The organism is Rummeliibacillus sp. GQ308 (assembly GCF_059759115.1).
In genome coordinates, this window is record NZ_JCAXDQ010000003.1 from 82078 (window position 1) to 108474 (window position 26397).

Consider the following 26397-nt stretch of genomic DNA (forward strand, 5'->3'; position numbering starts at 1 on the left):
AAAAGGAAGTGGAGAAGCAATGAATTTTGGAAGAATTATAACGGCGATGGTGACCCCATTTGACCAACAAGGAAATATTGACTTTAGAGCTACTCGTGAGCTGATTAATTATCTTATCGAAAACGGCTCAGATGGCATTGTGGTAGCTGGCACTACAGGTGAATCCCCTACACTCACAACGGCAGAAAAAATCAGTTTATTTCAATTTGTCGTAGATGAAGTAAACCATAGGGTTCCTGTTATTGCAGGCACAGGATCTAATAATACAAGGGCATCCATTGAACTGACTAAGTCTGCTGAAGACATAGGTGTGGATGGAATTATGCTTGTTGCACCTTACTATAATAAACCATCACAAGAGGGCCTTTATCAGCACTTCAAAGCAATTGCGGAATCAACACAGCTACCAATCATTCTCTACAATATCCCTGGAAGAAGTGTTGTCAATCTATCCGTTGAAACAGTCACTCGCCTTGCCGCGATTAATAACATCGTGTCCATTAAAGATGCGAGCGGAAACTTGGATGCAATGGCTGAACTCATTACGCAAACACCCAATGATTTCAGTGTCTATACAGGAGAAGACCATTTAACGCTGCCATCTCTATCGATTGGTGCTACTGGCGTTATTTCCGTATCCTCCCATATTATTGGAAATGAAATGCAAGCGATGATGGAAAAGTTTAAAAACGGGGATGTGATGGAAGCTGCGGCAGATCATCGTAGGCTCCTCCCTGTATTCAAAGGATTATTTAGCGCACCTAACCCTTGCCCTGTAAAAGCTGCTCTGAATTTGAGAGGAATAGCAGTAGGCGGTGTACGTTTGCCTTTAATACCCCTTAATGAAGAAGAAACTACTGAGTTACAGCATCTATTGCAGTCTGTATGTAAAGAAGACACAGCTTTAAGAAGCTAACTTAAAATAGGCACCAAAGTTCCGTAAGAAGCGTACAGTATAGTAAAAAAAGGAATGATGTTTTGTATCACTATCATTGTCCATCTTGCGGAACATCCCACGGCTATTATCCGAATAGCCCCTCCCCTTACCAGTTTCAAAATCAATACCAGCAAACCTACCAAAGTCCGAATAGTGTTTATTTAAGAGATTATGGTCCAACACCTTTTGCTGTCAATATAGACACAGCAACAAAACAAAATACGAACTACCGCACAGCGCTGTGGACCGGTGAGCATTTACAGCTTACGCTGATGAGCATTCCAGTCGGAGGAGATATTGGTTTGGAGATTCATCCGAATACGGATCAATTTATTCGCATTGAAGAAGGCGAAGGCCTTGTACAAATGGGCAAAAATAAACAGTTCTTAGACTTCCAGCAACCAGTGCGGGATGATTATGTCTTTTTTGTTCCAGCTGGTACATGGCATAATCTGACCAATACAGGCAACAAACCAATTAAGCTGTATTCGATCTATGCCCCTCCTAACCATCCACGTGGCACGGTCCATCAAACCAAAGCAATCGCCGAAGCGGAGGAACCTCAATAAATAATCATTAAAAAAAGCAGCCTCCTCCTTAAGGACGGTTGCTTTTTTTTAGATAAAGGATGTTTGTACCGTCAACTCTCCTTCTTTTAAATTTGAACAAAAGAAAGGAGAATCTTTTTAATCAAGATTCTCCTTTTCTACTATTATAGAAGTCGCTTATTTCAATGTAGCTGTAATGGTAATAGAAGGATCGTCCATGGATATGCTATAACGTCCTTTCTTTACCGTATAGACAAATTCACGCGGCTTGTCCCCAGTATCGAATGGTACATGTTTAATTAGTTTATGATTTTGATCATAAAAACGCATTTTATTATTACCATATTGAGTATGATTTGACGTTAATACAAATTTAAATTTCGTATCTTTTTCAACGTTCAGCGTATAAAAACGATTGTTTTGATTCGGTTCATTCATTTTTAATTGTGGTGACGTTTCATAGTAAATGCCCACATGCCCTGGAACACCTTTTTTTGTAGATGTCATCGATAATGAATACTTGCCATTTGGCGCATTGGTTGAGAAAAATGTTCTCGAAATTTTAACGACTGGATATGTTTCACCTGTTTCTTTATTCGTCAGTATCAGATTTTCAATCGGCGATTCAAATGAATTTTCGTTTTCTAGTGCATACAGCATGATATGTTTATCAGTTGTTAGGTTAAGATCAACGGATGGTGTAGAATGTTGATAGTACGGCAATTCCACTGCTCCATCTCTACCAGGAAGAAGTTCAGCCATAGTCGTATAGTTATATATTTTTTGATACAGTTTGAAATGGTACGGTGCATTCGGTTCCCCTTGCACTGCCACATAGCGCATACCTTTTTCGAGATAACGTAATTTTTCCGGTACTTCTTCATCCACATCGTTGATTTTTTCTTTTGCGTCACTCATCCAAAAAACCTGATTTGGCACATCTGCATTTCCAGTAAAGTAATAGTTTCCTTCTACTTGATCAACATTGATAGCATAGTATGCAAAGCCCTTGTCATCAAAAGTCCCTGTTGCTTCTTCATTCACAGCTAGTGGTTCATATGTTGCTGTGGCAGAAGGTTGATCAAACGATATTTTTTCATTAAGTTCAGCGAAGCCTGCGATAAGTTCTTTTTCTAAAGCATCCGTGTTGATTGTTTCTTGTTGCTGTGCTGCTTCTTTTACAAGTGCACGTCGTGAAACTTTGCTATCTCGCAGTACTCTCTCGGCTCCCTTCGTATCAAATTTCACATTAGGATATTCGGGTGCTTTTGCGGCCGTAAACACAACATTTGCCGCCAATACTTGTGCAGTTAAAGCATCGATTTTTTGTTGTATTGTCGCTGATTTATCAGTAGACACTTTTTCAAATGCTTTAGTTGCATTCTCTAACGCAACATCTTCACGCGAACCAACTAATTCACCCTTTCTGTAAATATTCCCTTTATATTCCCCATCTAAAATCTCGCCATTCGCATGTTCAATCTCTTGTCTACCATATAAAAAATCTAATTTTTCTCTGATGGCTTTATCATTCGCTATAGTTGCATCTGTATGCTCTAGCTTTCCTATAATCTTTTTTAAATCGTTCATTTGCACTGTTAGTGTTAGATAGGCATCATGAGAATCTGATTCATCTTCAGTAATCCATTCTACATAGTCTCCAAAAATTGCATCGAAATGCTCTGTATAGTTTTTCAGTAACTCTGCAATTTTTGTATTTAACACTGCTGAATCTATTTTTGACGCTGTACTTAGCTTTTTGACTTTATCTAATTGTTCTAAGTAGTTTTGTGTACTTACACTGCGTATTCTCTTTCCGTTTTCATAAATGTACCCATCAATAGAACCATCTGCAAGCATATTATTGTAATAATATGTGCTTCTACCATCTGAAATCACTTTATTCTTAGGTGCAGGCAGCCCCTTTTCGTATAATTTGCCCTTATAAAGCATTGCTTGAGAAATACGTCCATCTTTAAATAAATAAGTTTTCTTTTTATAGCCGGCAAAATGATAACCTTTCGATAAAATACCATTTGTATAAAGTCTCAAACGATTAAAGTTATAATAATCATGATCGTTGTCGTAAAAGTATCCAATAACATAATCACCTTTTTTTATTGATTTATTTTCATACAATTTCTCGTTTGAATTGACAAAAATCCGTTTTGTTAAAACACCATCTTGGTAATAAAGGTCATTCAACTCACCTACAAAAAAGCTTTTACCTTGAATCAATTTTCCATCTTTAAACGCATATTTATAATCACGTGTTATATATAAACCTTTTTCAAGTTGCCCATTACGATATAGCTTTAAATTTTTTCCGCTACCATATTTAACGCGGCCAGGTGCTAGTGAGCCATCTTTATATAAGCAACCTTTATATACTTTGTAACCTTTCATTGGCTTACCCGTTGCCTTACTTAAGAGTACGCCATCTTTTAGTTGTACAGTAGCTGCGGCTGAAACAGTTGTGGTCTCAATTGTTCCGACAGATGACAGTAACATAGCTGTTGTTACTGCTACTAAAGTTATCTTTTTCATAAACAGAATCCCCTCCAATATATTCCTGTTATTATACCATTTTACCAAAATAAAATATCTTTTGTTTATTTTGCTATATTTTTTGTTAAATGAACAAATCAGAAGTGGTTAAATCACGTTAAACGATTAAATATTATACTAACCAATTCAGACAACAAGCCAATTCAGAGTGTATTCAATCTGTGTACTTGTACAGCACCCACGCAGCACAGTCCATTCTTCTTCTTTTAAAGTTAAACATAAAAAAGGAGAATCTTTATACAAGATTCTCCTTTTCTACTGATTTAATTAGCGAATACCTTTTATTTTGGTGTAACTTTAATAGTCAAAGGAGCTTTGAGGCTATAACGGCCTTTTTTCACGGTATAGACAAACTCCCGTTTATCAGTTCCTTCTGCGATAGTTGCTTTTTTCACTAGGTGATGGTTGTGATCGTATAATAGCATTTTTCCAAAACCCGTTAACTCAAATTTAAACTTTGTATCTTTTTTGACGTTCAGTGTATAAAAGCGACTTTCTTGATTCGGTTTATTAATTTTTAGATGAGGTGTCGTTTCGTAGCGAATCCCTGCATGTCCTGGAACACCTTTTTGCGTAGGTATAATCGACAATGAATACTTGCCGTTTGGCGCATTTGATGAGAAGTGTGTTGTCGAAATATGAACGACAGGATATGTTTTACCTGTTTTTTTATTCGTCAACACTATATTTTCAATCGTTCTTTTAAATGAATCTTCGTTTGATACCCCATATAACATAATATGTTCATCAGTTGTTAGGTTGATGTCAACGGACGGGGTTGAATATTGGTAATACGGTAATTTCACCCTAGGCGTACTTAAAGCATTTGGGCCAGGAGGAAGTACTTTCATTGTCGTATAGTTATATGTTCGTTGGTATAGTTTGAAGCGGTATGGTGCATTTGGTTTCCCTTTTACTGCCACATAATAAACACCTTTTTCAAGATAGCGTAACTTTCTTGCGACTTCTTCATCGCCATCATTGATTGTTCCTTTTGTGTCACTCATCCAAAAAGCTAGAGTTGACACTTCATGATTTCCAACAAAGTAATAGTTTCCTTCTATTTGATCGACTTTGATAGCGTAATATGCAAAGCCTTTGTCATCAAATGTTCCCTTTGCGACTTCCCCTGCAGCTAGTGGTTTGTACGTCGCAGTAGTAGAAGCTTGTACGAGTATGCCATCTTTTGATTGTCCAGTAGCGGCGGCTGATACGGTTGTGGTCTCAGTTGTTCCGACCGTTGATAGTAACATTAATGTTGTGACTGCTGCTAATGCTATCTTTTTCATAAAATGAACCCTCCTCCAATATCTTCCTTTTATTATACCATTTTAGCAATATACAGGATTTTTTGATATTGTTTTTACATAAAACAATTCCATTTAACTATATGTTTTTGTTTAATTAAAATCTTTTACCCTATGTATGGCAAGTTTGTACTGTTAGTTTGTATGTGATTTATACAAGTCTTTCGCCATGGAAACAGGTTAGTGTAATCGAAACAAAGCAGAGTAAACGATTAAACATCCCTTATCATCTAGGGTAAAATAGAGTTAAGCTTTTAGGAGGGATAACATGGACTCATTAATAGATATTGGGCTTAATCTTGCGGACAAGCGTTTTTCAAAGGATACACAAGAAGTCGTAGAACGTGCGGTCTCAAGTGGAGTCACTCATATGATTCTGACTGGTTCAAGCATAAAAGGAAGCCAAAAAAGCCTTCGATTGGCAAAAGAATTCCCTAACACTCTTTTTTCCACAGCGGGCATCCATCCACACGATGCTTCTGAATTTAATGGACAGTCAATAGAACAGTTACGTGGATTGGCTAACCATCAAGAAGTGGTGGCTATCGGTGAATGCGGTCTTGATTTCAATCGTATGTACTCACCTCAAGATATACAGGAGGACTGCTTTATTGCCCAATTAAACCTTGCACGGGAAATGGACTTGCCTCTCTTTCTTCATGTAAGGGATGCTCATCAGCGGTTTTTAGAAATAATGGACAACCACCAAGACTTGATTAACCGTTCTGTTGTTCATTGTTTTACAGGGAGCGCTGAAGAAGTGCAGCAATATGTAGAGTTGGGCTTCCATATTGGTATAACAGGTTGGATTTGCGATGAGAGGCGTGGGAAAGAGTTGCAGGAGGCAGTAAAATTCATTCCACTACATCGCTTAATGGTGGAAACAGACGCACCATATCTGACACCTCGGACACTGACGCCAAAACCTAAAAACGGCAGAAATGAACCAGCCTTCCTTCCGCATATTGTATCGGAAGTTGCTAAATATAGGGGCGTATCTGTTGAAAAACTTGCTCAGCAAGCCACAGAAAATACGAGACGTTTTTTCCGTCTTCCATAATTTGAATGTAAATATCTGTGCAAAACAAAAAGCGTCATTAGACGCTTTTTGCTTGTTACCCTCTTAATCTAATCGTTAAGCCCTTTAAGAACTTCCGCGCGAAATTGTCGCCGCACTCTTTATAATTACGATGTCCTGCTTTCCGTAGTATGGCCCCAAGTTCGCCTTTTGACACAGCAATTCCGCCTTCATCTAAAATGTCGAGCATATCTTCAGTCGTCAGCTGTAAAGCAACCTTTACTTTTTTCAATAGCATATTATTGACATGTTCTTTTACTTGGGGAGCTTCTGGCGCTTGTCCCGGTTTTAAATCTTGTTTGCCTCTTTTGAATGTCACAAGGCCATTTAGAAAGAATGCCATCATTTTATCATTTACTTTCAATTGGCTATCATCTGTTTCCTCTTCGGAAGTCTTTGTAAGAATCTTAAGAATCTCCTCTTGTGTAAATTCTTTGCCTCCCAATTTAAAAATCTCTTTCATTTCTTGATTTTTAAGATCCAAGGCATATCGAAGCCTAATCAGGATATCGTTATTTTCCATTTAAAAACTCCTCACTTCTTATCATTCTTTTATCTTAAGGCATATTACCATTTGAAACAACCAAGTCATGCAGTACTTCTATCTCGTGCTATAATATGTCATATATTAACATACAAAAACAAGGGAGGGAGCTACATGAAGATTATTATTATCGGTGGTGGTATTGGTGGCTTTACAGCAGCCCTCGCTCTTTCAAAGCTGGCAGAGGTACATCTTTATGAGAAAGCGGCCGATTTCAAGCCGTTAGGTACAGGTATTGGTATTGGCTCCAATGCACTAGAAGCATTGATGGGGCTTGGTATTGGTGAAGATGTACTCGCATATGGTACACCGCTCACTACCCAGCTATTTCTTAATAAAGACGGTAAAATATTGAACTCGATTGATTTTAAAAAAATTAAAAATAAATATGGGCAAGAAAATATTACGATTCATAGAGGAAAGCTACATGAAATCCTTTATCACCATATCCCTAAGGAATGGATTTCATTCAACAAACGGTTAGTGCAGGTAGAACAAGATGACCATCAAGTCACCGCCACATTTGATGATGGCGAAAAAGTTGAGGCAGATCTTCTTATTGCAGCAGATGGTATTCATTCCCTCATCCGAAAAAGCTACATTCCTAATAGTGTTCCTCGCTATGCTGGTTATACATGTTGGCGCGGCATTACAGAGAACAATGGATTAATTGATGAGCAAACATCCTATGAGATTTGGGGTTCTGAAGGCAGAGTCGGATTCGCCCCGATGAATGGCAACCAGCTATACTGGTTTGCATGCATGAAAGCAGCAGAAAAAAGTCACTTTTTTGCCACTTTGACTCAGCGTGAAGTCTCCTATCATTTCAGAAGGTTCCCGCCAAACGTTGCTGAAATGATTCAACAAACAAAAGATGCGCATTTCCTTCATCATGATATTTATGATCTTAAACCTATCTCGAGATTTGTATTTGACCGAGTAGTCTTGTTAGGTGATGCAGCACATGCGACAACTCCTAATATGGGCCAAGGAGCAGGACAAGCAATTGAAGATGCCGTAACACTCGCGAATGCGTTACGTCACTTCGATTTGGAAGATGCTCTCCAAGAATATGAAGAGGAACGTGTAGATCATACAAAAAAAGTCATTCAAGTTTCCCGCCAAATCGGCTGGGCCTCCCAGTGGTCAAATCCACTGCTGGCTAATGGACGAAATGCAGTCTTACCCTTCATTCCTTCAGCTCTCTTAAACTGGCGTCTCAAATTTCTATTTCAACGGAAATTAAATGGCTAATTGTTAACCATTTGTTATAATAGGTTAACGAACACTTTAGGAGGAAACGACGATGTACAAGCTACGCGGCCATCACCTCTTTTGCCTTCTTGGCTATAGAGGAATGGGGTATTCAGAGGAATACGTGGAAAATATGACTAAGCTCCATCAAACATTAAGAAAAGAGCCAAGCACTTTAATTCAAGTTGTCAAAGGCCCTGACCATCTGTGTGATAAATTTCCAGAATCCGGGGAATATCATTGCCAAGACCAAGATATTTATAAAATGGATCAAGCTATTTTAGATAAACTCGGCCTTCAATATGGACAATCTATTTCGTGGTCCGACATTGAAGCACGTGTTAAAAAGAATGTAGTTCCGCTCGATATTGGAACCGTCTGTGCAACCTGTTCTTGGCGTTCTCTTGGCGTGTGTGAAGAAGGGGTTCAATACATTCATGAAGGAAAAGGTCTAGTGGAAGTAAAATAAGTAAGAGATAGCGATAATAAAAATCAAATCAAAAAGGAAGGAGCTTATAACAGCGCCTTCCTTTTCTTCTTTATTAAATCTTGAAGCGGCTAACCAATTCATTCAGTTCATCTACTAATGTTGCAAGATGTTTTGAACTGTCGGCTACTTCTTCCATTGAACTACTAGCTTGCTGTGCGGAAGCTGCTGTTTGTTCTACTCCTGCGGCTGCTTCCTCAGCAACAGAAGCGACCTCATCAATAGATGCATTCATTGAAAGTGTGTGGCGTTTAATTTCTGACAAGTTCCCTGACACCGTACGGATGTTTTGTCCCATTTCAGTGACTGCACCATTGATTTCATTGAATGTCATACCTGTATTTTCTATTTGAATTGTTCCTTGTTCTACTTCTGTATATCCTGCTTGCAAGGATGATACCGCACTGCCTGATTCACTTTGGATTGCTGTAATTATGCCTGTTATATCATTTACTGAAAGTGCTACTTGTTCTGCCAGTTTTCTTACTTCTTCTGCAACAACAGCGAAACCTTTACCATGTTCCCCTGCCCTTGCCGCTTCAATCGCCGCGTTTAGGGCAAGTAGGTTCGTTTGGTCTGCTACATCTTTAATAACAGATATTAAAGTAGTAATTTCCTGTGAACGATGATCTAAGCTTTGGACTTTCATTACCGCATCTTTTACCAGTTGGTCAATCTTAGCCATTTGCTCAGTAGTTGAGGTCATTAGTGAAGTCCCTTGCTCTGTTAATGAAAGTACTTTTTCAGAGTTTTGTTGAATGAGACTACCATTTTCATTTGTTTCTTCTACCTTTTCAGCGAAAGATCCCATAATCATAGCTAAGTTGCTCGCACTATCTGCTTGCGTTTCAGCACCAGAAGCAAGCTCTTGCATAGTTGTGGCAATCTGTTCAGTACCCGTTCTGACTTCCATCGAAGACTGTGTTAATTCTTCGCTTCTACTTGCCACAACATTAGATAATGAGTTGATTTTTTCCAAGACTAGTCTTGTATTTTCGTTCATCTCATTCGTCGCCAGGATTAGTTCTCCAATTTCATCATTCGATGTAGGTTCTATTTTTTCTTGGCTTAAATCACCCTTAGCCATTTCTTTCACTCTAGCTACTAAACCAATGATAGGACGGGAAATAACGTGTACGGTTTTAATTTCAATTAACACTGCAGCAATAGCCGCAACAGCCGTAAGGATTAATATAAATATAAGTGAGGATGTTCCGTATGAAGCGAATTCTTCTCCATTTTTGGCTATCTTCTCTTCTCTATCCTTTGATAATTGTTTAAAGCCATCCATTATTTCTTTTTCAAGCGGCTTTACTTCTGTCGCCATGATTCTCTTTGCTTCTTCTTTATTGCCGTTATCATACTCTTCAATCACACGATTTATTTGTTCTCCCCACGTCACCTTTTTATCAATTAAGGATTTGACTTGTGTAGAGTTGCTTAACTTCAGCAATTTATTCTCAAGTGCGATACTTTCATCTATTTGGTTCTTGAACTCATCCTTTAAGCTTGCATCTCCATACAAAATATACCCTCGGATTAATGAAGTTCTTTCAGACATATTTAAAGCCATTTGCTCATCAAGTTTTAACAAGGGAATTTCCTTCTTAACCATATCATTCGTATTTTTATTGAGTGCTTGGATGGCAAGAATATTAAATACACCCAATATTACAACAAGGGCTATCACAATTGAAAAGCCAAATACAATTTTCTTTCTAATACTATTTAACTGAAATAATCTGTTCAAATTTAGCACCATAATCCTTTCCCAAAGAGTCAACTACTATTATATCGGTAGAAAAGGGCTAAAGCTTTATAAATTCAAACATAAATCGACAAATATATTTAACCATATAAAAAAACTCAAACCGAGGGGGTGGCTTGAGCTTTTTGGCAACTTATAGGGTTACTGCCGTTTACAACAATATGCTTGAAACGGCAAGGCTATTGCTTTTTATCTACTACTACATGTACAAATGATTCTCCATTAATATCTAAGTCAAAGGCCATTCCAAAGCCTACTACATACCTGCCCTTTTGAGGTGTTAGCTCAAATAGAGAAAAGTCTAACCCTCGAAGTACATCCATTAAATTTTGTCCATGGTCTTCGTTAAAAAGAGCAAATATATCCTCATGCTGTTCGTTCCCCATATTCTTAGGATTACATTCAAAACGAGCTCTTTCTGTAGCAAATTTATTGGGCGTCATTGCCTCATCTGCAATAAACATGGCATCAATCACAGAATTACGTTCAAGCAAGCGATAATGTTCTGCAATTTTACTAATATAAATATAGAATTTGCCGTCAACCATAACAAAAGGAGCATAGCTACTAAATGGCTTCCCGACCTCATCCATCATACAGAGCATTACATTTTTGCGTGATTTCATAAACTGAAGATAATTATTTTTATGTTTCTCTAAATCAATTGTTTTTGTCACTTTATTCATCCTTTCATTTTTGCCTGATTGTATTCAATAAATGAATGCGTGGCGCATCTTCTTTTGACATAGAGACTACTTCCGCTTCCATATTATAGACATCACGTAGCATATCTGATGTCATCACTTGATTCGGCGTTCCTTCCATTATCTTGCGCCCATTCTGTACGACGATAAGGTGATTACTATAACGTGATGCCTGATTTAGATCATGTAAGACCATCATGACTGTAATGCCCATGTCTTCATTCAGTTCTCTTACTAATTCTAGAACTTCATGCTGATGTGCTATATCTAAGTATGTAGTGGGTTCGTCTAGCAGCAAAAGTTTCGGGCGCTGCGCAAGAGCCATTGCTATCCATGCCCTTTGTGCTTCTCCTCCAGATAAGGATGCTAGCATTTGATCCTTATAGTCTGCTAAATGTGTTTTTTCAAGCGACCAATGAACAATATCCTGATCTTCATGATTCAATCGTTCAAACCACTTTTTGTGAGGATATCTTCCATAAGCCACCAAATCCTTCACTAACATGTCATTTGGAGCTTGATTCTTTTGGCTAAGCATACAAATATTTTGAGCGATTTGCTTAGTTGTATATTGTTGAATTTCCTTCTGTTCAAAAGTGATAGTGCCAGTATGGGAAGAAATGAAACCTGTGATGGCTTTTAATATGGTCGATTTCCCTGAGCCATTCGGGCCAATAATGGAGACAACCTCCCCTTGTTTTACAAAGAAAGAGACATTGTGAACAACCTCTTTCCTTTCATATCGAATCGATATGGAATCAAGTGTTAGCATTGTTAAAACGCCCGCTTTCTCATTAAATATAGGAAATAGGGTCCGCCGATGACAGCCATTAGGATGCCTGCTGGTATATCAAGCGGTGCGAATAACGTTCTCCCTCCCGTATCTGCTACAAGCAATACCAGTGCACCAAGCGCTGTACTCATCGGCAACAAAACTTTATAATCAGACCCTACTATCAATCTCGCCATATGCGGAACAATAAGCCCTACGAAACCAATCATGCCAACAGCAGCTACAGAAATTGCGGCCAAGAAAACTGCTAGCAAGGAAAGCCATATTCGAGTGCGATGTACATTATCCCCGAGATTAGCCGCCACCTGATCGCCAAGCCGAATGATGTTAGCCTTTCTGACAGCAAAGATAGATAGAATCCAGCCAACCAGCGCGTAAGGAAGTATCATGAATAAAGCATTGCTCCCTTTTGCTGCCAAACTACCGTTCAACCATTGAATGGCTGACGGTAATCTATCACTATACAAAATAGACATAAATCCTACTATCCCTCCACATAGTGCGTTCACAGCTACACCCGATAAGATAATGGTAATAGGAGATATTCCGGATTTTTTCCATGCTAATGCGTAAACAATGGAGGCAGCGAATATTCCGCCAGCGAAAGCAGCTACTGGTATTAGGTTTGTATATTGCGGCAAAATCAACATAATGACCAAGACTGCTGCAGATGCACCACTCGTAACGCCAGTTAACCCCGGATCAGCAAGAGGGTTTCCCATAACCGCTTGCAGCAACGCACCTGAGATGGCTATATTTGCACCGATTATCAATGCCAGCAATACACGAGGCAATCTGATATCCATAATGATAGTTTCGTTTACTGCTTCTGGATGGGAGCCGAATATTGTTTTTAAAATAGCTGGCACAGGTACATATACACTCCCTATTCCAATGGAAAGAATGGCTGCGACAGCAACAAGTACATATGTAAAAAGAATGATATTCCAGCTTTTTGTATTTCTTTTCACTACTAATCCTCTTTCTTATCGATATAAGTATTTTTAGACATCTGTTAAGGCCTTCCCAACATGGTCAATGGATGTAACCCCGAATGTGCTGTAATCCAGCATATGAACCTTGTCATTTTTAAAGGCACTTAAATTTTTCCAAACTTTATTATTTGCTGCTTCCTTTTTAAACATATCTTTCGGAGCCCCATGATCCCCAGATGCTAAAACTAAAATGACATCAGGGTCTGCTGCTGCTACTTTTTCCATGTTGATGGGCGAATAGGTATCTTTCACATGAAAGACGGATGAGGCAATATTATCTGCACCAGTTTTCTTCACCAGACTTCCTAGATATGATTCTTCACTCATTACCATAAAGGAATCAGAAGTGCCAATCATGAGCATAACGCTCGGCTTATCCTTTCCTTTTGCTACATTAGATAATTCACTTTCTTTTGCTGAAATATTATTCAACACTTTATTCATTTCATCTTTTTTATCAAAATAAGTCCCCAATGTTTTAAAGCTTACTTTTAAGTCATCTAATGATTCAATTGGTAAATATGCAGCCTTTAAATCCATTCCATTCAAACTTTTATCTAGCGTACTTTGTAACGAATCCGAGCCAAGAATTAAATCTGGCTTCAAACTAGAGATGACTTCTAGATCAGGCTGCATAGGCGAACCTATCTTTTTAATACTTTCAAAATCTTTTGGAAGTGGATTTGTTGATTGCGGTACTCCAACTGGTGTAATACCTAGCAGATGTAGCATTTCTGCAATAGGAACGGAAGTTGTAATTACTTTTTCAGGAACTTCAGCCGGCAATTTACTCAAAGTTTCCTTCAGCACTTTCTCATTTACACCATCTTGTGGTTGAATACTTTCTTTTGCTTTGACAGCCGTTTTCTTTACTTCTACTTTTTGCTCACTACTTTCTTTTGTCTTCTCATTCGTTGAATCTGCCTGGCATGCTGCTGTTAATAGTGTGACAGCCGCCATCATAGGTATGATTACTTTTCTCAAACTGCTTTCCCTCCGCTAGATTGTATTTTAAATGATAATGATTTTCAATTTCATTTAAAATGATAACAATTCTCATTCTCAATTGTCAACGTAAATTCTCATTTCGGTCATTAAGACCTAACACCAAAAATACGAGTTATTAAAAAACAAGTTAAACTATCGATGGTGTAAGCAAAAGAATGTGATAAATAAAAAAAGCTCCTCACCTAAGTGAGAAGCTTTTCTATAAATCTATTATTCTAAATGATAAAACCTAGTTGTTCTCTGCATCTAAACGAAGAGCTTTTGTTGTGTCAGCAAAGATTTTGTTGAACAACTCTGGGTTTTCCCCTAGTTTGATACCGTAAGAAGGAATCATTTCTTTGATTTTTGGTTCCCATTCTTTCTTTTGTTCTGGGAAACATTTATCAATGATTTCTAACATTACGTGAACAGCAGTAGAAGCACCTGGAGATGCACCTAATAATGCTGCAACAGAACCGTCTTCAGCCGTGATAACTTCAGTACCGAATTGTAATGTACCTTTGCCGCCTTTTTCAGTATCTTTGATGACTTGAACACGTTGACCAGCTACGACAATATCCCAGTCTTCGCTTTTCGCATTTGGAACAAAGTCTCGCAATTCTTCAATGCGTTGTTCTTTAGAAAGCATTAATTGTTCAACAAGATATTTTGTTAGTGAAAGGTTTTTTGCCCCTGCTGCTAACATAGTGAATACATTATTTGGTTTGACAGAACCAATTAAGTCCATATTTGAACCTGTTTTTAGGAATTTTGGAGAGAATCCTGCAAACGGTCCGAATAATAAAGACTTTTTGTTGTCGATATAGCGTGTATCTAAATGTGGAACTGACATAGGAGGAGCACCTACTGCTGCCTTACCATACACTTTCGCATGGTGTTGTTCCACGATGTCAGGGTTATTACATACCAAGAATAATCCGCTAACAGGGAATCCGCCTACATGCTTGCTTTCAGGAATACCGGTTTTTTGTAGTAATGGCAAGCTGCCGCCGCCTGCACCGATGAAGATGAATTTCGCTGTTTGATATTCGATTTTGCCATCTTCGCTATGCACTTTAACTTCCCATAAACCATCGCTTGTACGTTTAATGGTATCAACCGTATGTTTATAGTTTACTTCTACACCTTGTCCTTGTAATTGTTCAATAAGGATACGAGTTAAAGCACCGAAGTTTACATCTGTTCCAGAGTCAATTTTTGTAGCCGCAATCGGTTCGCTAGATGCGCGCTCATTCATGATGACTGGAATCCACTCTTTTAGCTTCTCTGCATCATCTGAAAACTCCATACCTTGGAATAATGGATGTTCAGAAAGCGCTTTAAAACGTTTCTTTAGAAATTCAACATTTTTTTCGCCTTGCACTAAACTCATATGTGGCAGTGGCATAATAAATTCTTGAGGATTGCTGATAAGATTATTGTTTACAAGGAATGACCAAAATTGTCTTGATAATTGGAACTGTTCATTTACATGGATTGCTTTCGTAATATCGATTGAACCATCCGCTTTTTCAGGCGTGTAATTCAGTTCACAAAGAGCAGAGTGTCCTGTACCTGCATTGTTCCATTCGTTTGAACTTTCTTCCCCTGATTTATCAAGCTTTTCATATACTTTAATTTTCCAGTCTGGCGCTAACTCTTTTAGGAATGTTCCTAAAGTTGCACTCATGATTCCGGCACCAATTAAGATAACATCTGTAGTAGTTTGTCTGTTACTCATTTTTACCTTCCTTATACCCTAAGATTTGCAGAAAGGATGTAGGCGCTCCCTCTTAGAAACCACAATAAAACCAAGGCGCAACCTGATCAAACACCTTTTCTGTATCAGTTTTTTCTATCCTTAGTGTATCATAATAAGTTATTCATGAAAATGCCTCCAAAACTAAATATCATATCGGTAAGCTATCTATAAACAATAAGTAGCAATATTGTACAAAAAGATTGAAAATATCGTGTTAATACAGCAAAAACAATTGTCTCCTCCGCTAGAAAAACTGTTGTCTTTATACTGCTAACACGGTTAGATTGATGCAACTCAACACTCCACCAATAGGCGTTTTCTTTTTTTTTGCTTTTTATTCTTGTACATGTGCTGATCCGCCAGTCCTAAAAGATGTTCCATTTGTCCATACGAATTCTCGGCAAAGGAAAGGCCGATAGACATACTGATTTTTACACTAACATTATTTTCATTGTACTGTTCAATGTCTCTATGCAGGTCACTATAAAGCTTTTGCGCACTCTCCTTTGTTGCGTTTACCATAATAATTGAAAATTCGTCGCCGCCAATGCGGGCTACAATGATTTCACTAGTGGAATAGTAATTTAGAAGTTTTGCTGATGCAATGATAAAAGAATCGCCTTGCTCATGGCCAAAATGGTCGTTCATATACTTTAAACCATCTAGATCACATAACAAAATAGCCACTGGAACATTTTTTTGTTCATTATACTTTTTCATTTGTTTCTGGAAATAGGCCCGATTATAAATTTTGGTTAGGGGGTCATGGGCAATCTGGTATTCCAACTCCTGCTGCAATTTGATTTTTTCATCAATGTTCCGCACAATACCTTGAACTCCAATAAATTCTCCATTTTCATGGATAGGTGTTGCATTTTCTTCAAGCCAGATATACTTTCCTTTACTATTTTTCCAGCGTTGAATGATCGGTTTGCTGTAGTCCATTTTTCCATTTATCTTATTTTGGAGTAGATTGTAATCATCTGGATGAATAATATCAAACAACCAGTTTGGATTGCTATAAGCTTCTTGCATAGGATTTGTTCCCAAAATTGTTTTAATCGAAGGGCTAAGATATTGGAATTTCTTCTCCGGTTTCACTTGATAACAATAAATAATATCTTTTGACGTTTCTACCAATTGGCTAATTTTTTTCTTTTCATTATAAGTACCTTTCCATTTCAACATCTTATTTCCCAATACTATTAAGCTAATAATCCCCCCACCTAGCAAGCCTGAAAAAAAAGAAAACCACCCTATCACAAAAGATTACCTCCCCTATTTTTTAGACCTTGATATCAAAAACTCTACTAAAAAATCAATTCAAAAGTTATATGTATAATCTGCTTTCAATATATATTATTAAGCCATATGACCTAACATTTACCCTTTATATATTGTCTGTAAACATTATACGCCAATTATTTACTTAAAGATAAATACCTAAATGACTAATTTAACAATAAATAACAATTCGCTTTTATAAAATATCGTAAAATAATATCATTTATTTCTCAACAAAATAAAAGAACACATTCCTTAATGGAATGTGTTCTAATGTTTAACGATTTTCTTCGTCTTCTCCCCAACATTCAATATCGCCCACTTCTGGGACATCTTTTTTATAGAACACTGGGTTTTTCCCTTGTTTCCGTTGATCAAGGTAGTTGCGAATGACTGGTTTTGCAACCTTCCATAGCAATATAATAGCAATTAAATTGATAATCGCCATCATCGCCATAAAGAGATCCGCCAAATTCCAAACTAAATCGACTTTAGCTAAAGAACCAAATAACACAAAGCCAACCGCTAAAATACGGAAAATAAACATAGCTGTTTTAGAATCTTTAATAAACCCAATATTTGTTTCACCATAGTAATAGTTGCCAATAACCGTACTAAAAGCAAATAAAAATACTGCTATAGCCAGGAATATGCCTGCCCAATCGCCTAGGTTTGATACTAAAGAAAGTTGTGTTAGGTTTACAGACTTTGCATCATTCTGCATATAGGCATCACTCAGTAAAACGATGGCAGCTGTCGAAGTACATACAAGGATCGTATCGATGAATACGCCCAATGTTTGAATTAATCCTTGTTTTACAGGATGCGTAACAGAAGCAGTGGCTGCTGCATTAGGCGCAGAACCCATCCCAGCTTCATTCGAGAACAAACCACGCTTGATTCCCTGCATCACCGCTGCGCCTACCATCCCTGCAAAGGCTTCTTCCCAGCCAAAAGCAGATTTGATAATCAACAGCAATACATGCGGTAGTTCAGTAATATTTAGCAGAATAACAAGAAATGCAACTGCAATATAGGCAATAGCCATAACAGGTACGATAACTTGTGTTACACTAACAATTCGTTTCAAACCGCCAAAGACGATAATACCTGTTAACACAGCCAAGATTATGCCCACTACTAAACGGTTTGCTCCAAAGCTTTCCTTAAACGCAATCGTAATCGTATTGGCTTGTACCGCATTGAAAACAAAGCCGTATGTTAATGTAATTACGATGGCAAAGAGAACACCCATCCATCTCTTATTAAGCCCCTTCTCCATATAATAGGCTGGACCACCGCGATATAATCCCGTTTCTTTGTCTTTCACTTTATACACTTGTGCTAATGTGCTCTCAATTAAAGCTGATGCACCGCCAATAAGGGCGATCATCCACATCCAAAAAACTGCTCCAGGACCACCAATGGCAATGGCTGTAGCAACCCCGGCTATATTGCCCGTCCCAATCCGGGATGCCGCTGAGATGGTGAAGGCCTGGAAGGATGAAATCCCCTTTTTCCCCGATGAGTCTGTTGGCGTTTTTTCTGTTAGCAGCCTAAACATCTCAGGAATCATACGAAATTGAATAAATTTCATTCGAATCGAAAAAAAGAGACCTGCCCCGATTAATAAAATAATCAATACATATGAATAGAGATACTCATTCGTCCTATTTACGATATTAGTTAAGTTGTCCATGTTTCCCCTCCTATATTAACTGAATTTAGCATGTACGTCCGAATCGTCCCCGCTAGACTTCAGGTGCTATTCGCTTTATTAAAAAAGAAATCATTCTGATGAAGCGATTTTACGTATTCAGATAGAATCTTATGCTTATATAACTTTTAAATTATATCAATGATAACTTTAGTAAGTAAAGGAATGGTTAAATTTAAATAGTTTTATACAAAAGAATGAAAAATAGCGCATTCCCATTAGGAATGCGCCCCACATAAACTTATTCTGATGCAACATAGTTTAAAATAGCCTCTTTTAGGAACTGCGCTCCACCTTGAACCGCTTTCTCGTAATATGCCTTGAACCGTTCATCTGCAACATACATTTCCGCTAGCCCTGCATGCGCTTCTTTTGAATAACTCTTCCATGAGTATAGCAGCCACTGTCTATGTTTATCAGCTAGCTCTTGTGCTTTCTTTGATGCTGGATTCCCCGTCGCGTAAGCTTCTTTCAGCAACTGAAAAATATCCTCTTCAATAGCCTTCATCTTTTCGAATTTCTCTTCCGACATATCCCTCAATCTTGCATTGCTCTCATCAATGGTGTCCTCACCATATTTTTCACGTGCTTCCTTGCCGTAGTTTTTTTCGTTTTCTTCTATTAATTGTTCTTTGAAACCCGCAAATTTATCTGAATCACTCATTCTTATTCCCCTCTCCCTGCTACTAATTGTTTGTCTTACCGTACTAAGCAATTGATCGAGATGATTGCGCTTTTGCTCTAATTCTCGATAGTGGCCCTTTAATGCTTCCAGTTGGTCGTAAGAAGGATCGCATACGATTCTCTTAATCTCCTTCAGTTCAATCCCCAGTTCGCGATAAAATAAAATTTGCTGCAGCAAATCCACTTGCTTTTCTTCATAAACTCGGTAGCCTGCTTCACTCCAGTACGCCGGTTTTAAAAGACCGATTTCATCATAATAACGAAGTGTTCGACTGCTCACTCCTGACAGCTCCGCCAATTCTTTCACGCTATATTCCATTCCACACCCTCCCTTCTCTTTAATAAAAATCATAAGCCTTTCCGTTGCGTAAGGGTCAAGGATAATTCTATAAGTAAGGCTATTTTTTTAAAACAAATGAGCACAATATAACTTAAATACAAAAATACACATAAGGGAGGGAGATTCGATGAATTTTTGCTTATGGCCAGAAGATCCAACACCGGAAAGCCAGCAAAACTGCAAGGACTGTGGCCTCTTCCAGCAGGGATCTCGTATGATTTGGGGAGAAGGAAACCCTAATGCCCCCATTCTTATCCTATTGGATAACCCTGGAGAACGAGAAGATCGAGAAAAACGCCCTTACGTTTGTACTACACGTCAAACGCTGCAAAGAGCCGTACATGAATCGGGATTGTCAGCAGATGATTTCTATGTCACCTATGTGCTTAAAAGAAAGCCAAAGCGAGCATATGATAAAGAAAGAACACGCGAAATCTGTCTCCAACATCTCCAACAACAATTGGTTATTACAAATCCAAAGCTCGTCTTTTGTCTTGGGAATGTGGCAGTCCAGTCTTTTTTTCATGATGAAGCTGCAGATGTGAAAACATTACGAGGGAAATTTTACGATGTGCGCGGTTTTCTAACTACTGTCGCCTATCATCCTTTCGCGGTAAGACGACGTCAAATCTATGGTCAAAATTTCTGGAGGACTTTCAATTGGTTGCAGAGAACGTTCGAAGTTCTTCAAAAGACCATTAAAACTAACATCGCCATTTAAAAATCCCCTACCATTTTTTTCCGGTGGGGATTTTACATTATTATTCTTTAATCATCTTTTGTACTTGCTCCAAATCTTTCTTGATGAGCTCTAATTGTTTTGCATTTAGCTCTACCATATCAAGATGCTCTCCATATTCCTCTGCATTTTTCTTCGCATTTTCACTGTGCGCAATTTGATCAAATGCATGCTCAACCGCGATTTCCTCTGGATGTGACTTCGCAATTTTTAACATGCGGTCTGCCTTTTGTACAGAATTACCGAATAATGTGCTGGGATGGTCTTGTTTCCAGCTTGTATCTGAGTGCTTTGCCAAATTTCTCTCTTCCCTTCCTGCTAACTAGATAATCTGAATTAGTATTAGGGAATCTGAAAAAAGTATACATTTGACTATAGTTCATCCTAAATTTCTTCGCTGCTCACTCGTTAATTGTCACCCTCCAGGTTCAAACATCGTCTAGCCTGATTCACTATCTATCATGAACAACTCTAAAAACACACTTCATTTACTAACTACGATTGGCATATATCACTTATTCCCCTTTTTTACTAAAAAATAGAACAGATTTATATTTTTCAGATAATATGTTGACACCTTCGTTTGTCTGTTATACATTATATATAACAGTTAACACAAAAAAGGAGTGTGAAAAGTTTGTTTATCTCTCTTGATCTTGAAACTGAAGAACCCATTTACACACAATTAAAACAACAGATTATTGAAGGAATCGCTAAAAAAGAGTTAAAGCCAGGTGAAGGATTGCCGTCTGTCAGATCCCTAGCCGCAGATCTAGGTATCAATCTTCATACCGTCAATAAAGCATACCAACAGTTAAAGCAAGAAGGCTTTATCCAGATTCATCGACAAAAAGGCGTGGTTATCCACCCGGATGGTGTTCAAAAAGCAGATGAATCCTACTACACTACGCTATCTGCCAAGCTCCGTCCCTTAATAGCCGAAAGTATTTGCAGGGATGTATCCCTTGATGAGTTTCAAAAGCTTTGTTTACAAATTTATAAAGATTTCGAGAAAAGGAGTGATAGTTGATGTTCATCTTTTTAATTCTTATGTTGGTTCCATTATTTATTCCAACTATCTTTATTCCGTATTGGACACGGAAGACAGAAAGCTTTGGTGTTTCCATTCCTGAAGAGGTTTATGTACAATCTAACATTAAACAAATGCGTAAAACATACGCTTGGTCAGCCAGTGTCCTTGCCATAATCTTAACGGCCATCCTTGCATGGTTAGGTTCTGGGATGAGCGAGAACAAAATCGCCGGCTTGTATACCGCCATGATATTCATTTTTCTTGCTGCATCCTTTGCCCTTTATCTTTTCTTCCATGGAAAGATGAAAAAGTTAAAAGAACAAAATCCTGATTGGATGAGGAAGCCGCAAAAGATTACAGTCAATACACAGTTCCGCCACCAAAAGCTTACTTACTCTAACTACTGGTTTGTTATTCATTTAGTCGTATCTTTTGCCACAATGATTTTCACATTATTGCATTATGACGACATTCCTGCTCGTTTTCCTTCGCAGTATGACTTTAATGGAGAAGTTACAAGCTGGTCGACCAAATCTTATCGTTCTGTTATGCTAATGCCGATTTTACAAATCTATCTAACATTACTGATGCTCTTCATTAATGTCGTGATTGCAAAAGCAAAACAACAGGTGTCTTCTGCTAATCCTGAGGAATCTTTGCAAAAAAACATTGTCTTTCGTCGCAGATGGTCATTGTTTACTATTTTAACGGGCCTTGCACTGATTCTAATTTTAACGGTGCCACAGCTATCACTTTTTTATCAGATTAATAGCCAAGTGCAACTATATGTCCCACTGATGTTTACTTTAGTCATTTGCATTGGAGCCATTGTATTATCGATCACAACAGGGCAAGGCGGAAGCCGTGTTCGAAGTGTGGTCTCTACAGTAAATGGCGATTTGATTGATCGAGATGATGACCAGCATTGGAAGCTAGGAGTCTTTTATTTCAACCGCAATGACCCAGCCATCTTTTTGGAAAAACGATTTGGCGTAGGCTGGACAAATAACTGGGCTCACCCACTTTCTTGGATAATACTCGCGGCAATTATTTTCTTGGCAACGGGGCTACCATTATTTTTAGGCTAGAAAGACGGTTTAACGTTGCTTACACCAAAAATGCAGGAATATACCTGCAAAATTTTAGTTAAATGAATGTAGTGTTATAATTAGCAAAAGTTAAAAGGTACATCACATGTATTTAGTGATGTACCTTTTTTTATTTGAAATACAATACAGTGAGTATTTAACTTCTTGCCAATTACTCATTAAACATCCGATGCCAAAACTTTAGTCCTCATTGAATTAAATAACCGCTTTTTACAAAGCACATTCCTCAATTTCAAATCCTAAATCATCAATCATTTTCCAGTCATCTAACGGTTGTTGTCCTTTGGTCGTTAAATAGTCCCCCACAAAGATGGAATTAGCCGCAAATAGCCCTAAAGGTTGAAGGGTTCCAAGGTTTTTTTCTCGCCCCCCAGAAATACGAATTTCTTTCGTTGGGTTTATAAAACGCATCATAGCAAGAATTTTTAAACATTCCACAGGCGTTAATTCTTTTTTTCCACCCAATGGTGTTCCTTCTATGGCCACAAGGAAATTACATGGGATTGAATCGGCATCTAAATCATGCAATTCAAAGGCCATTTCTACCTGTTGCTCTTCACTTTCCCCCATTCCAAAAATAGCACCAGAACACGGAGAAATCCCTGCCTTTTTTGCCTCTTGTACTGTATCAATTCTTTGGTCGTACGTATGTGTTGAACAAATTTCCTCGTATTGATCACGATGCGTATTTATATTGTGGTTGTAGCGATGCACGCCCGCATCTGCTAATGCTTCAGCATGGCTTGGTTTTAAAAATCCTAAACAGCAACAAATCTTTAAATCTGTTGTATCGCGAATTTCCTTTACAGCCTCAATTACATGGGCTACTTCCCTATCAGTAGGGCGTCTACCAGATGCAACAATACAGTATGTACCCGCCTTGCGAGAGATGGCCTCATTGGCACCTTGGATAATCGTCTCTTTTGTAAGCCACGCATATTTCTCTATTGGCGTTTCTGCAATAATTGATTGGGAACAATACCCGCAGTCTTCTGGGCAAAGGCCTGACTTCGCATTAATAATCATATTTAATTTCACTTTATTACCAAAGTAATGGGATCGAATTTTATAAGCCGCATTCATTAATGCTAAAACATCTTTATCGCCTATTTGCAACAGTGAAAGTGCTTCAACTTTATTTAATGCCTTCCCTTTAATCACTTGATCTGCCAATTGTTCTAGCTCTTTTTCTTTAATCATGTACATTTCCCCCTTTAGTAGAAATTAACGTTTGTTAACCTAATAATTAATTTGGTTAACAAAAATTATAAACCACGCCGAATATTTTTCAAAGGAAATAATATAACTGTTAAAGAAAAATAAATTGGTGCTGTATTGTTCAAAAGGCACAAAAAATAAAAAAGGATAGATAGAGCAAGTTACTTAAAGCTCTTCTATCCTTTTAATTATATTTCTTTTATTTAAGCGCGGTGGTTTTAAGGAATTCCTTCGTCCGTTCTTCTTTTGGATTTTCAAAGAATTCTTCAGGACGGTCTAATTCGATAATTTGACCTTCGTTCATATAGACAATCCAATCCGCTACTTCACGTGCGAAGCCCATCTCATGCGTTACGACAACCATTGTCATCCCTTCATCGGCCAATTCTTTCATCGTCGCCAATACCTCACCAACAAGTTCAGGGTCTAGCGCGGATGTTGGCTCATCGAAAAGCATAATGTCCGGTTTCATTGCAAGTGCTCTAGCAATCGCTACCCTTTGTTTTTGACCGCCAGATAGTTTACTTGGATAGACATCTGCTTTGTCCTCAAGTCCCACTTTCTTAAGTAATTCTTTTGCTTCAGCAATTGCCTCTTCTTTTGATACTTTCCTTACAACGGTTGGTGCTTCAATAATATTTTCAATGACTGTTTTATGAGGGAACAAGTTAAAATGCTGAAAAACCATGCCAACTCTTTGTCTTACCTCATTCATATCATGCGTTTTTGGCATAATGTTGTCGCCTTGGATAAAGATATTCCCATTATCCTTTCTTTCTAGAAAGTTCAAGCATCTTAATAATGTACTCTTCCCCGAACCAGATGCCCCGACAAGACAAACCACATCACTTTCATGTACAGAAAGATTTATATCTTTTAAAACATGCAAATCACCAAAAGACTTGTTTAAGTGTTCAATTCGTATCATTTCTCTTTCACTCACTCTAGTAACCTCCTATCGGTCGCTCACTGCTAATTTCTTTTCAAACAAGCTAACAGCTAATGTTAATAGTGCAACAAGTACTAAGTAATACACTGCTACAATCAATAAGTACGTCATCTCATCAAAGTTATTGGAACCAAGTGTCGTCGCTACGTTGAACAGCTCATTCATGGAAATGAAGGCAGCTAATGATGAATCCTTCAGACCGATGATGAATTGGTTGCCAAGTGGTGGCAATGCTCTTCGGAATGCTTGTGGAAGAATAATTCGACGGATAGTCGTACTTCTAGTCATCCCAAGAGAACGACCTGCTTCCATTTGTCCCTTGTCCACAGATTGAATAGTCCCGCGGAAAATTTCAGCGATATAAGCCCCATTATGGAAAGCAAGCGCTAATGCTGCTGCCCAGAAATCTGAGATTAAAAAGATACCACTAAAACCAAAATATAGAATAAAGATTTGTACAATTAGCGGAGTCCCGCGCACAAGGAATACATATAAATTTGAAATATAACCAAGAACTTTAATACGTGAAATTTTTAGTAGGGCAAAGAATAACCCAAAAATAATACCGATTAAAATAGATACAACCGTCAATTCGAGGGTGACCATCATCGCATCTATAAATAAACCTTTGCTGCTTATAAGTGTGTCAAAAAAATGTGAAAAGCTAGGCATGTTACCCACTTCCTTCCTTATTAATATCTAGTAATTATTCTGGCTTTTTGGTGATATCTTGGCCAAAGTATTTTTTGCTGATTTTAGCTAGTGTGCCATCGTCACGCAGATGGTCTAGCGCTTCATTAACACGTTTAAGAAGCTTCGGATTATCTTTCGGCAATACAATTGCTTGTTCACTTCGTTCAATTAATTGTTGGCCCTTAATCTTAAAGCCTTCCTTCTTCGCACTTTTACCTGTAACAAAGTCCGTCACTACTGCATCGTGGCGCCCCATGCTAAGCGCTTTTAACGCTGTAATGTCACTATCGTATGTTTTGACATTTTTCGTATATCTACCAGCAATGTCTGCATACGTAGAACCTTTGGCAACCGCCACTTCTTTGCCCTTTAGATCTTTAGTTGTTTTAATTTTGCTGTTTGGCCTTGTAAAGATTTGTGGGCCAGAGTAATAATAAGGTGTAGAGAATGCGACATGCTTTGCACGAGCATCATTTATCGTATGACTGGCAACAGCAACATCCGCTCTACCTGTTTTAATTCCTTCTATTAACCCTTTAAATTTCATCCTTTTTTGTACCGGTTCAAGACCCAATTCCTTACCAACAGCCTCTCCTACTGCAATATCAAAACCTGTCATAGTAAGGTCTTTCTTCATATAACTAAATGGCTTAAACTCTCCGGAAGCAGCATATATAAACTTACCTTTCTCAACTAGCTCTGTGCCATCGCTAAGCTTTTCCTTTTCTGCACATCCAGAAAGCAAACCGATCAATAACAAGCCTAACAAGGTAAATATGTATGTTTTTTTCATGCTTCATCTCTCCTCTCTCCAAAGCAAGTTATATTGTTACTTACCCCTCAATTGCTGAAAATAACCTCTAAATCTTTTATAAATATAAAAAAGCAGCTGACATAGT

At 38.0% G+C, this 26397-nt stretch carries 25 protein-coding genes; 8 read left to right on the forward strand and 17 right to left on the reverse strand.

What is annotated here, in order from left to right:
- Positions 1 to 19 precede the first annotated feature (19 nt).
- Both dapA and AC6CHJ_RS12755 read left to right on the forward strand, forming a co-directional pair.
- Entirely contained in the window at positions 20 to 916 is an 897-nt protein-coding gene (dapA, locus tag AC6CHJ_RS12750) for a 4-hydroxy-tetrahydrodipicolinate synthase (RefSeq protein ID WP_498288817.1), read from the forward strand.
- Positions 917 to 978: 62 nt separating this feature from the next.
- A complete protein-coding gene (locus tag AC6CHJ_RS12755; protein WP_498288819.1) occupies positions 979 to 1506 on the forward strand; it encodes a cupin domain-containing protein in 528 nt (175 codons plus the stop codon).
- Between the two features lie 156 nt (positions 1507 to 1662).
- On the opposite strand, the gene AC6CHJ_RS12760 is transcribed toward AC6CHJ_RS12755, so the two are convergent.
- Together AC6CHJ_RS12760 and AC6CHJ_RS12765 are read right to left on the reverse strand one after the other, a co-directional pair.
- Positions 1663 to 4032: a hypothetical protein gene (locus AC6CHJ_RS12760; protein ID WP_498288820.1), complete on the reverse strand. Its 2370-nt coding sequence runs from the start codon at positions 4030 to 4032 to the stop codon at positions 1663 to 1665.
- 302 nt (positions 4033 to 4334) lie between these two features.
- The gene (locus tag AC6CHJ_RS12765) at positions 4335 to 5342 is read right to left on the reverse strand and encodes a hypothetical protein (protein WP_446739111.1); all 1008 of its coding nucleotides are present in this window, start codon (positions 5340 to 5342) and stop codon (positions 4335 to 4337) included.
- Between the two features lie 286 nt (positions 5343 to 5628).
- On the opposite strand from AC6CHJ_RS12765, the gene AC6CHJ_RS12770 reads away from it, so the two are divergent.
- Complete coding sequence (locus tag AC6CHJ_RS12770) at positions 5629 to 6420, forward strand: TatD family hydrolase (protein WP_446739112.1); 792 nt, start codon at positions 5629 to 5631, stop codon at positions 6418 to 6420.
- 55 nt (positions 6421 to 6475) lie between these two features.
- On the opposite strand, the gene AC6CHJ_RS12775 is transcribed toward AC6CHJ_RS12770, so the two are convergent.
- Positions 6476 to 6961 carry a YehS family protein gene (locus AC6CHJ_RS12775; protein ID WP_498288822.1) on the reverse strand — a complete coding sequence of 162 codons (486 nt, stop codon included), beginning with the start codon at positions 6959 to 6961 and terminating at the stop codon, positions 6476 to 6478.
- 135 nt (positions 6962 to 7096) lie between these two features.
- Here AC6CHJ_RS12775 and AC6CHJ_RS12780 point away from each other — a divergent pair, with 135 nt between their 5' ends.
- The gene (locus AC6CHJ_RS12780) at positions 7097 to 8236 is read left to right on the forward strand and encodes an FAD-dependent monooxygenase (protein WP_498288824.1); all 1140 of its coding nucleotides are present in this window, start codon (positions 7097 to 7099) and stop codon (positions 8234 to 8236) included.
- Positions 8237 to 8288: 52 nt separating this feature from the next.
- Complete coding sequence (locus AC6CHJ_RS12785) at positions 8289 to 8705, forward strand: DUF1284 domain-containing protein (protein ID WP_498288825.1); 417 nt, start codon at positions 8289 to 8291, stop codon at positions 8703 to 8705.
- Between the two features lie 73 nt (positions 8706 to 8778).
- Here the strand turns inward: AC6CHJ_RS12785 and AC6CHJ_RS12790 are convergent, their stop codons facing one another.
- From AC6CHJ_RS12790 to AC6CHJ_RS12830, 9 genes are all read right to left on the reverse strand, one after another.
- Entirely contained in the window at positions 8779 to 10473 is a 1695-nt protein-coding gene (locus tag AC6CHJ_RS12790; RefSeq protein WP_498288827.1) for a methyl-accepting chemotaxis protein, read from the reverse strand.
- A 197-nt stretch (positions 10474 to 10670) separates the two neighbouring features.
- A complete protein-coding gene (locus tag AC6CHJ_RS12795) occupies positions 10671 to 11168 on the reverse strand; it encodes a HugZ family pyridoxamine 5'-phosphate oxidase (protein WP_249774801.1) in 498 nt (165 codons plus the stop codon).
- Between the two features lie 13 nt (positions 11169 to 11181).
- Positions 11182 to 11967, reverse strand: a complete 786-nt coding sequence (locus AC6CHJ_RS12800; protein WP_498288828.1) for an ABC transporter ATP-binding protein — start codon at positions 11965 to 11967, stop codon at positions 11182 to 11184.
- 2 nt (positions 11968 to 11969) lie between these two features.
- Positions 11970 to 12959 (reverse strand): FecCD family ABC transporter permease, encoded by a 990-nt coding sequence (locus AC6CHJ_RS12805; protein WP_147197280.1) that lies wholly within the window; start codon positions 12957 to 12959, stop codon positions 11970 to 11972.
- A gap of 33 nt (positions 12960 to 12992) precedes the next feature.
- On the reverse strand, positions 12993 to 13967 hold the full coding sequence (locus AC6CHJ_RS12810) for a helical backbone metal receptor (RefSeq protein WP_498288829.1): 975 nt from the start codon (positions 13965 to 13967) through the stop codon (positions 12993 to 12995).
- Between the two features lie 253 nt (positions 13968 to 14220).
- On the reverse strand, positions 14221 to 15711 hold the full coding sequence (locus AC6CHJ_RS12815) for a malate:quinone oxidoreductase (protein WP_066789854.1): 1491 nt from the start codon (positions 15709 to 15711) through the stop codon (positions 14221 to 14223).
- Between the two features lie 315 nt (positions 15712 to 16026).
- A complete protein-coding gene (locus AC6CHJ_RS12820) occupies positions 16027 to 16995 on the reverse strand; it encodes a sensor domain-containing diguanylate cyclase (RefSeq protein WP_498288831.1) in 969 nt (322 codons plus the stop codon).
- Between the two features lie 298 nt (positions 16996 to 17293).
- Positions 17294 to 18715 carry an alanine/glycine:cation symporter family protein gene (locus tag AC6CHJ_RS12825; RefSeq protein ID WP_498288832.1) on the reverse strand — a complete coding sequence of 474 codons (1422 nt, stop codon included), beginning with the start codon at positions 18713 to 18715 and terminating at the stop codon, positions 17294 to 17296.
- A 259-nt stretch (positions 18716 to 18974) separates the two neighbouring features.
- Positions 18975 to 19736, reverse strand: coding sequence for a MerR family transcriptional regulator (locus AC6CHJ_RS12830; RefSeq protein WP_498288834.1), 762 nt, complete (start codon positions 19734 to 19736; stop codon positions 18975 to 18977).
- Positions 19737 to 19884: 148 nt separating this feature from the next.
- Between AC6CHJ_RS12830 and AC6CHJ_RS12835 the strand changes: the two genes are divergently transcribed.
- Positions 19885 to 20478 carry a uracil-DNA glycosylase gene (locus tag AC6CHJ_RS12835; RefSeq protein ID WP_498288836.1) on the forward strand — a complete coding sequence of 198 codons (594 nt, stop codon included), beginning with the start codon at positions 19885 to 19887 and terminating at the stop codon, positions 20476 to 20478.
- 40 nt (positions 20479 to 20518) lie between these two features.
- Here AC6CHJ_RS12835 and AC6CHJ_RS12840 read toward each other — a convergent pair whose 3' ends face one another.
- Positions 20519 to 20794, reverse strand: a complete 276-nt coding sequence (locus AC6CHJ_RS12840) for a hypothetical protein (protein ID WP_066789863.1) — start codon at positions 20792 to 20794, stop codon at positions 20519 to 20521.
- Positions 20795 to 21133: 339 nt separating this feature from the next.
- Between AC6CHJ_RS12840 and AC6CHJ_RS12845 the strand changes: the two genes are divergently transcribed.
- Both AC6CHJ_RS12845 and AC6CHJ_RS12850 read left to right on the forward strand, forming a co-directional pair.
- Positions 21134 to 21526, forward strand: a complete 393-nt coding sequence (locus AC6CHJ_RS12845; protein WP_251647812.1) for a GntR family transcriptional regulator — start codon at positions 21134 to 21136, stop codon at positions 21524 to 21526.
- On the forward strand, positions 21526 to 22617 hold the full coding sequence (locus tag AC6CHJ_RS12850) for a DUF1648 domain-containing protein (protein WP_498288838.1): 1092 nt from the start codon (positions 21526 to 21528) through the stop codon (positions 22615 to 22617). Before AC6CHJ_RS12845 ends, AC6CHJ_RS12850 begins: the two co-directional genes overlap by 1 nt.
- Positions 22618 to 22848: 231 nt before the next feature.
- Here the strand turns inward: AC6CHJ_RS12850 and bioB are convergent, their stop codons facing one another.
- From bioB to AC6CHJ_RS12870, 4 genes are all read right to left on the reverse strand, one after another.
- On the reverse strand, positions 22849 to 23844 hold the full coding sequence (gene bioB / locus AC6CHJ_RS12855) for a biotin synthase BioB (protein WP_498288839.1): 996 nt from the start codon (positions 23842 to 23844) through the stop codon (positions 22849 to 22851).
- Between the two features lie 211 nt (positions 23845 to 24055).
- Positions 24056 to 24799 carry an amino acid ABC transporter ATP-binding protein gene (locus AC6CHJ_RS12860; protein WP_305882086.1) on the reverse strand — a complete coding sequence of 248 codons (744 nt, stop codon included), beginning with the start codon at positions 24797 to 24799 and terminating at the stop codon, positions 24056 to 24058.
- Between the two features lie 12 nt (positions 24800 to 24811).
- A complete protein-coding gene (locus AC6CHJ_RS12865) occupies positions 24812 to 25477 on the reverse strand; it encodes an amino acid ABC transporter permease (RefSeq protein WP_147197297.1) in 666 nt (221 codons plus the stop codon).
- Between the two features lie 34 nt (positions 25478 to 25511).
- Positions 25512 to 26291 (reverse strand): transporter substrate-binding domain-containing protein, encoded by a 780-nt coding sequence (locus AC6CHJ_RS12870; protein ID WP_392996852.1) that lies wholly within the window; start codon positions 26289 to 26291, stop codon positions 25512 to 25514.
- Positions 26292 to 26397: the final 106 nt, after the last annotated feature.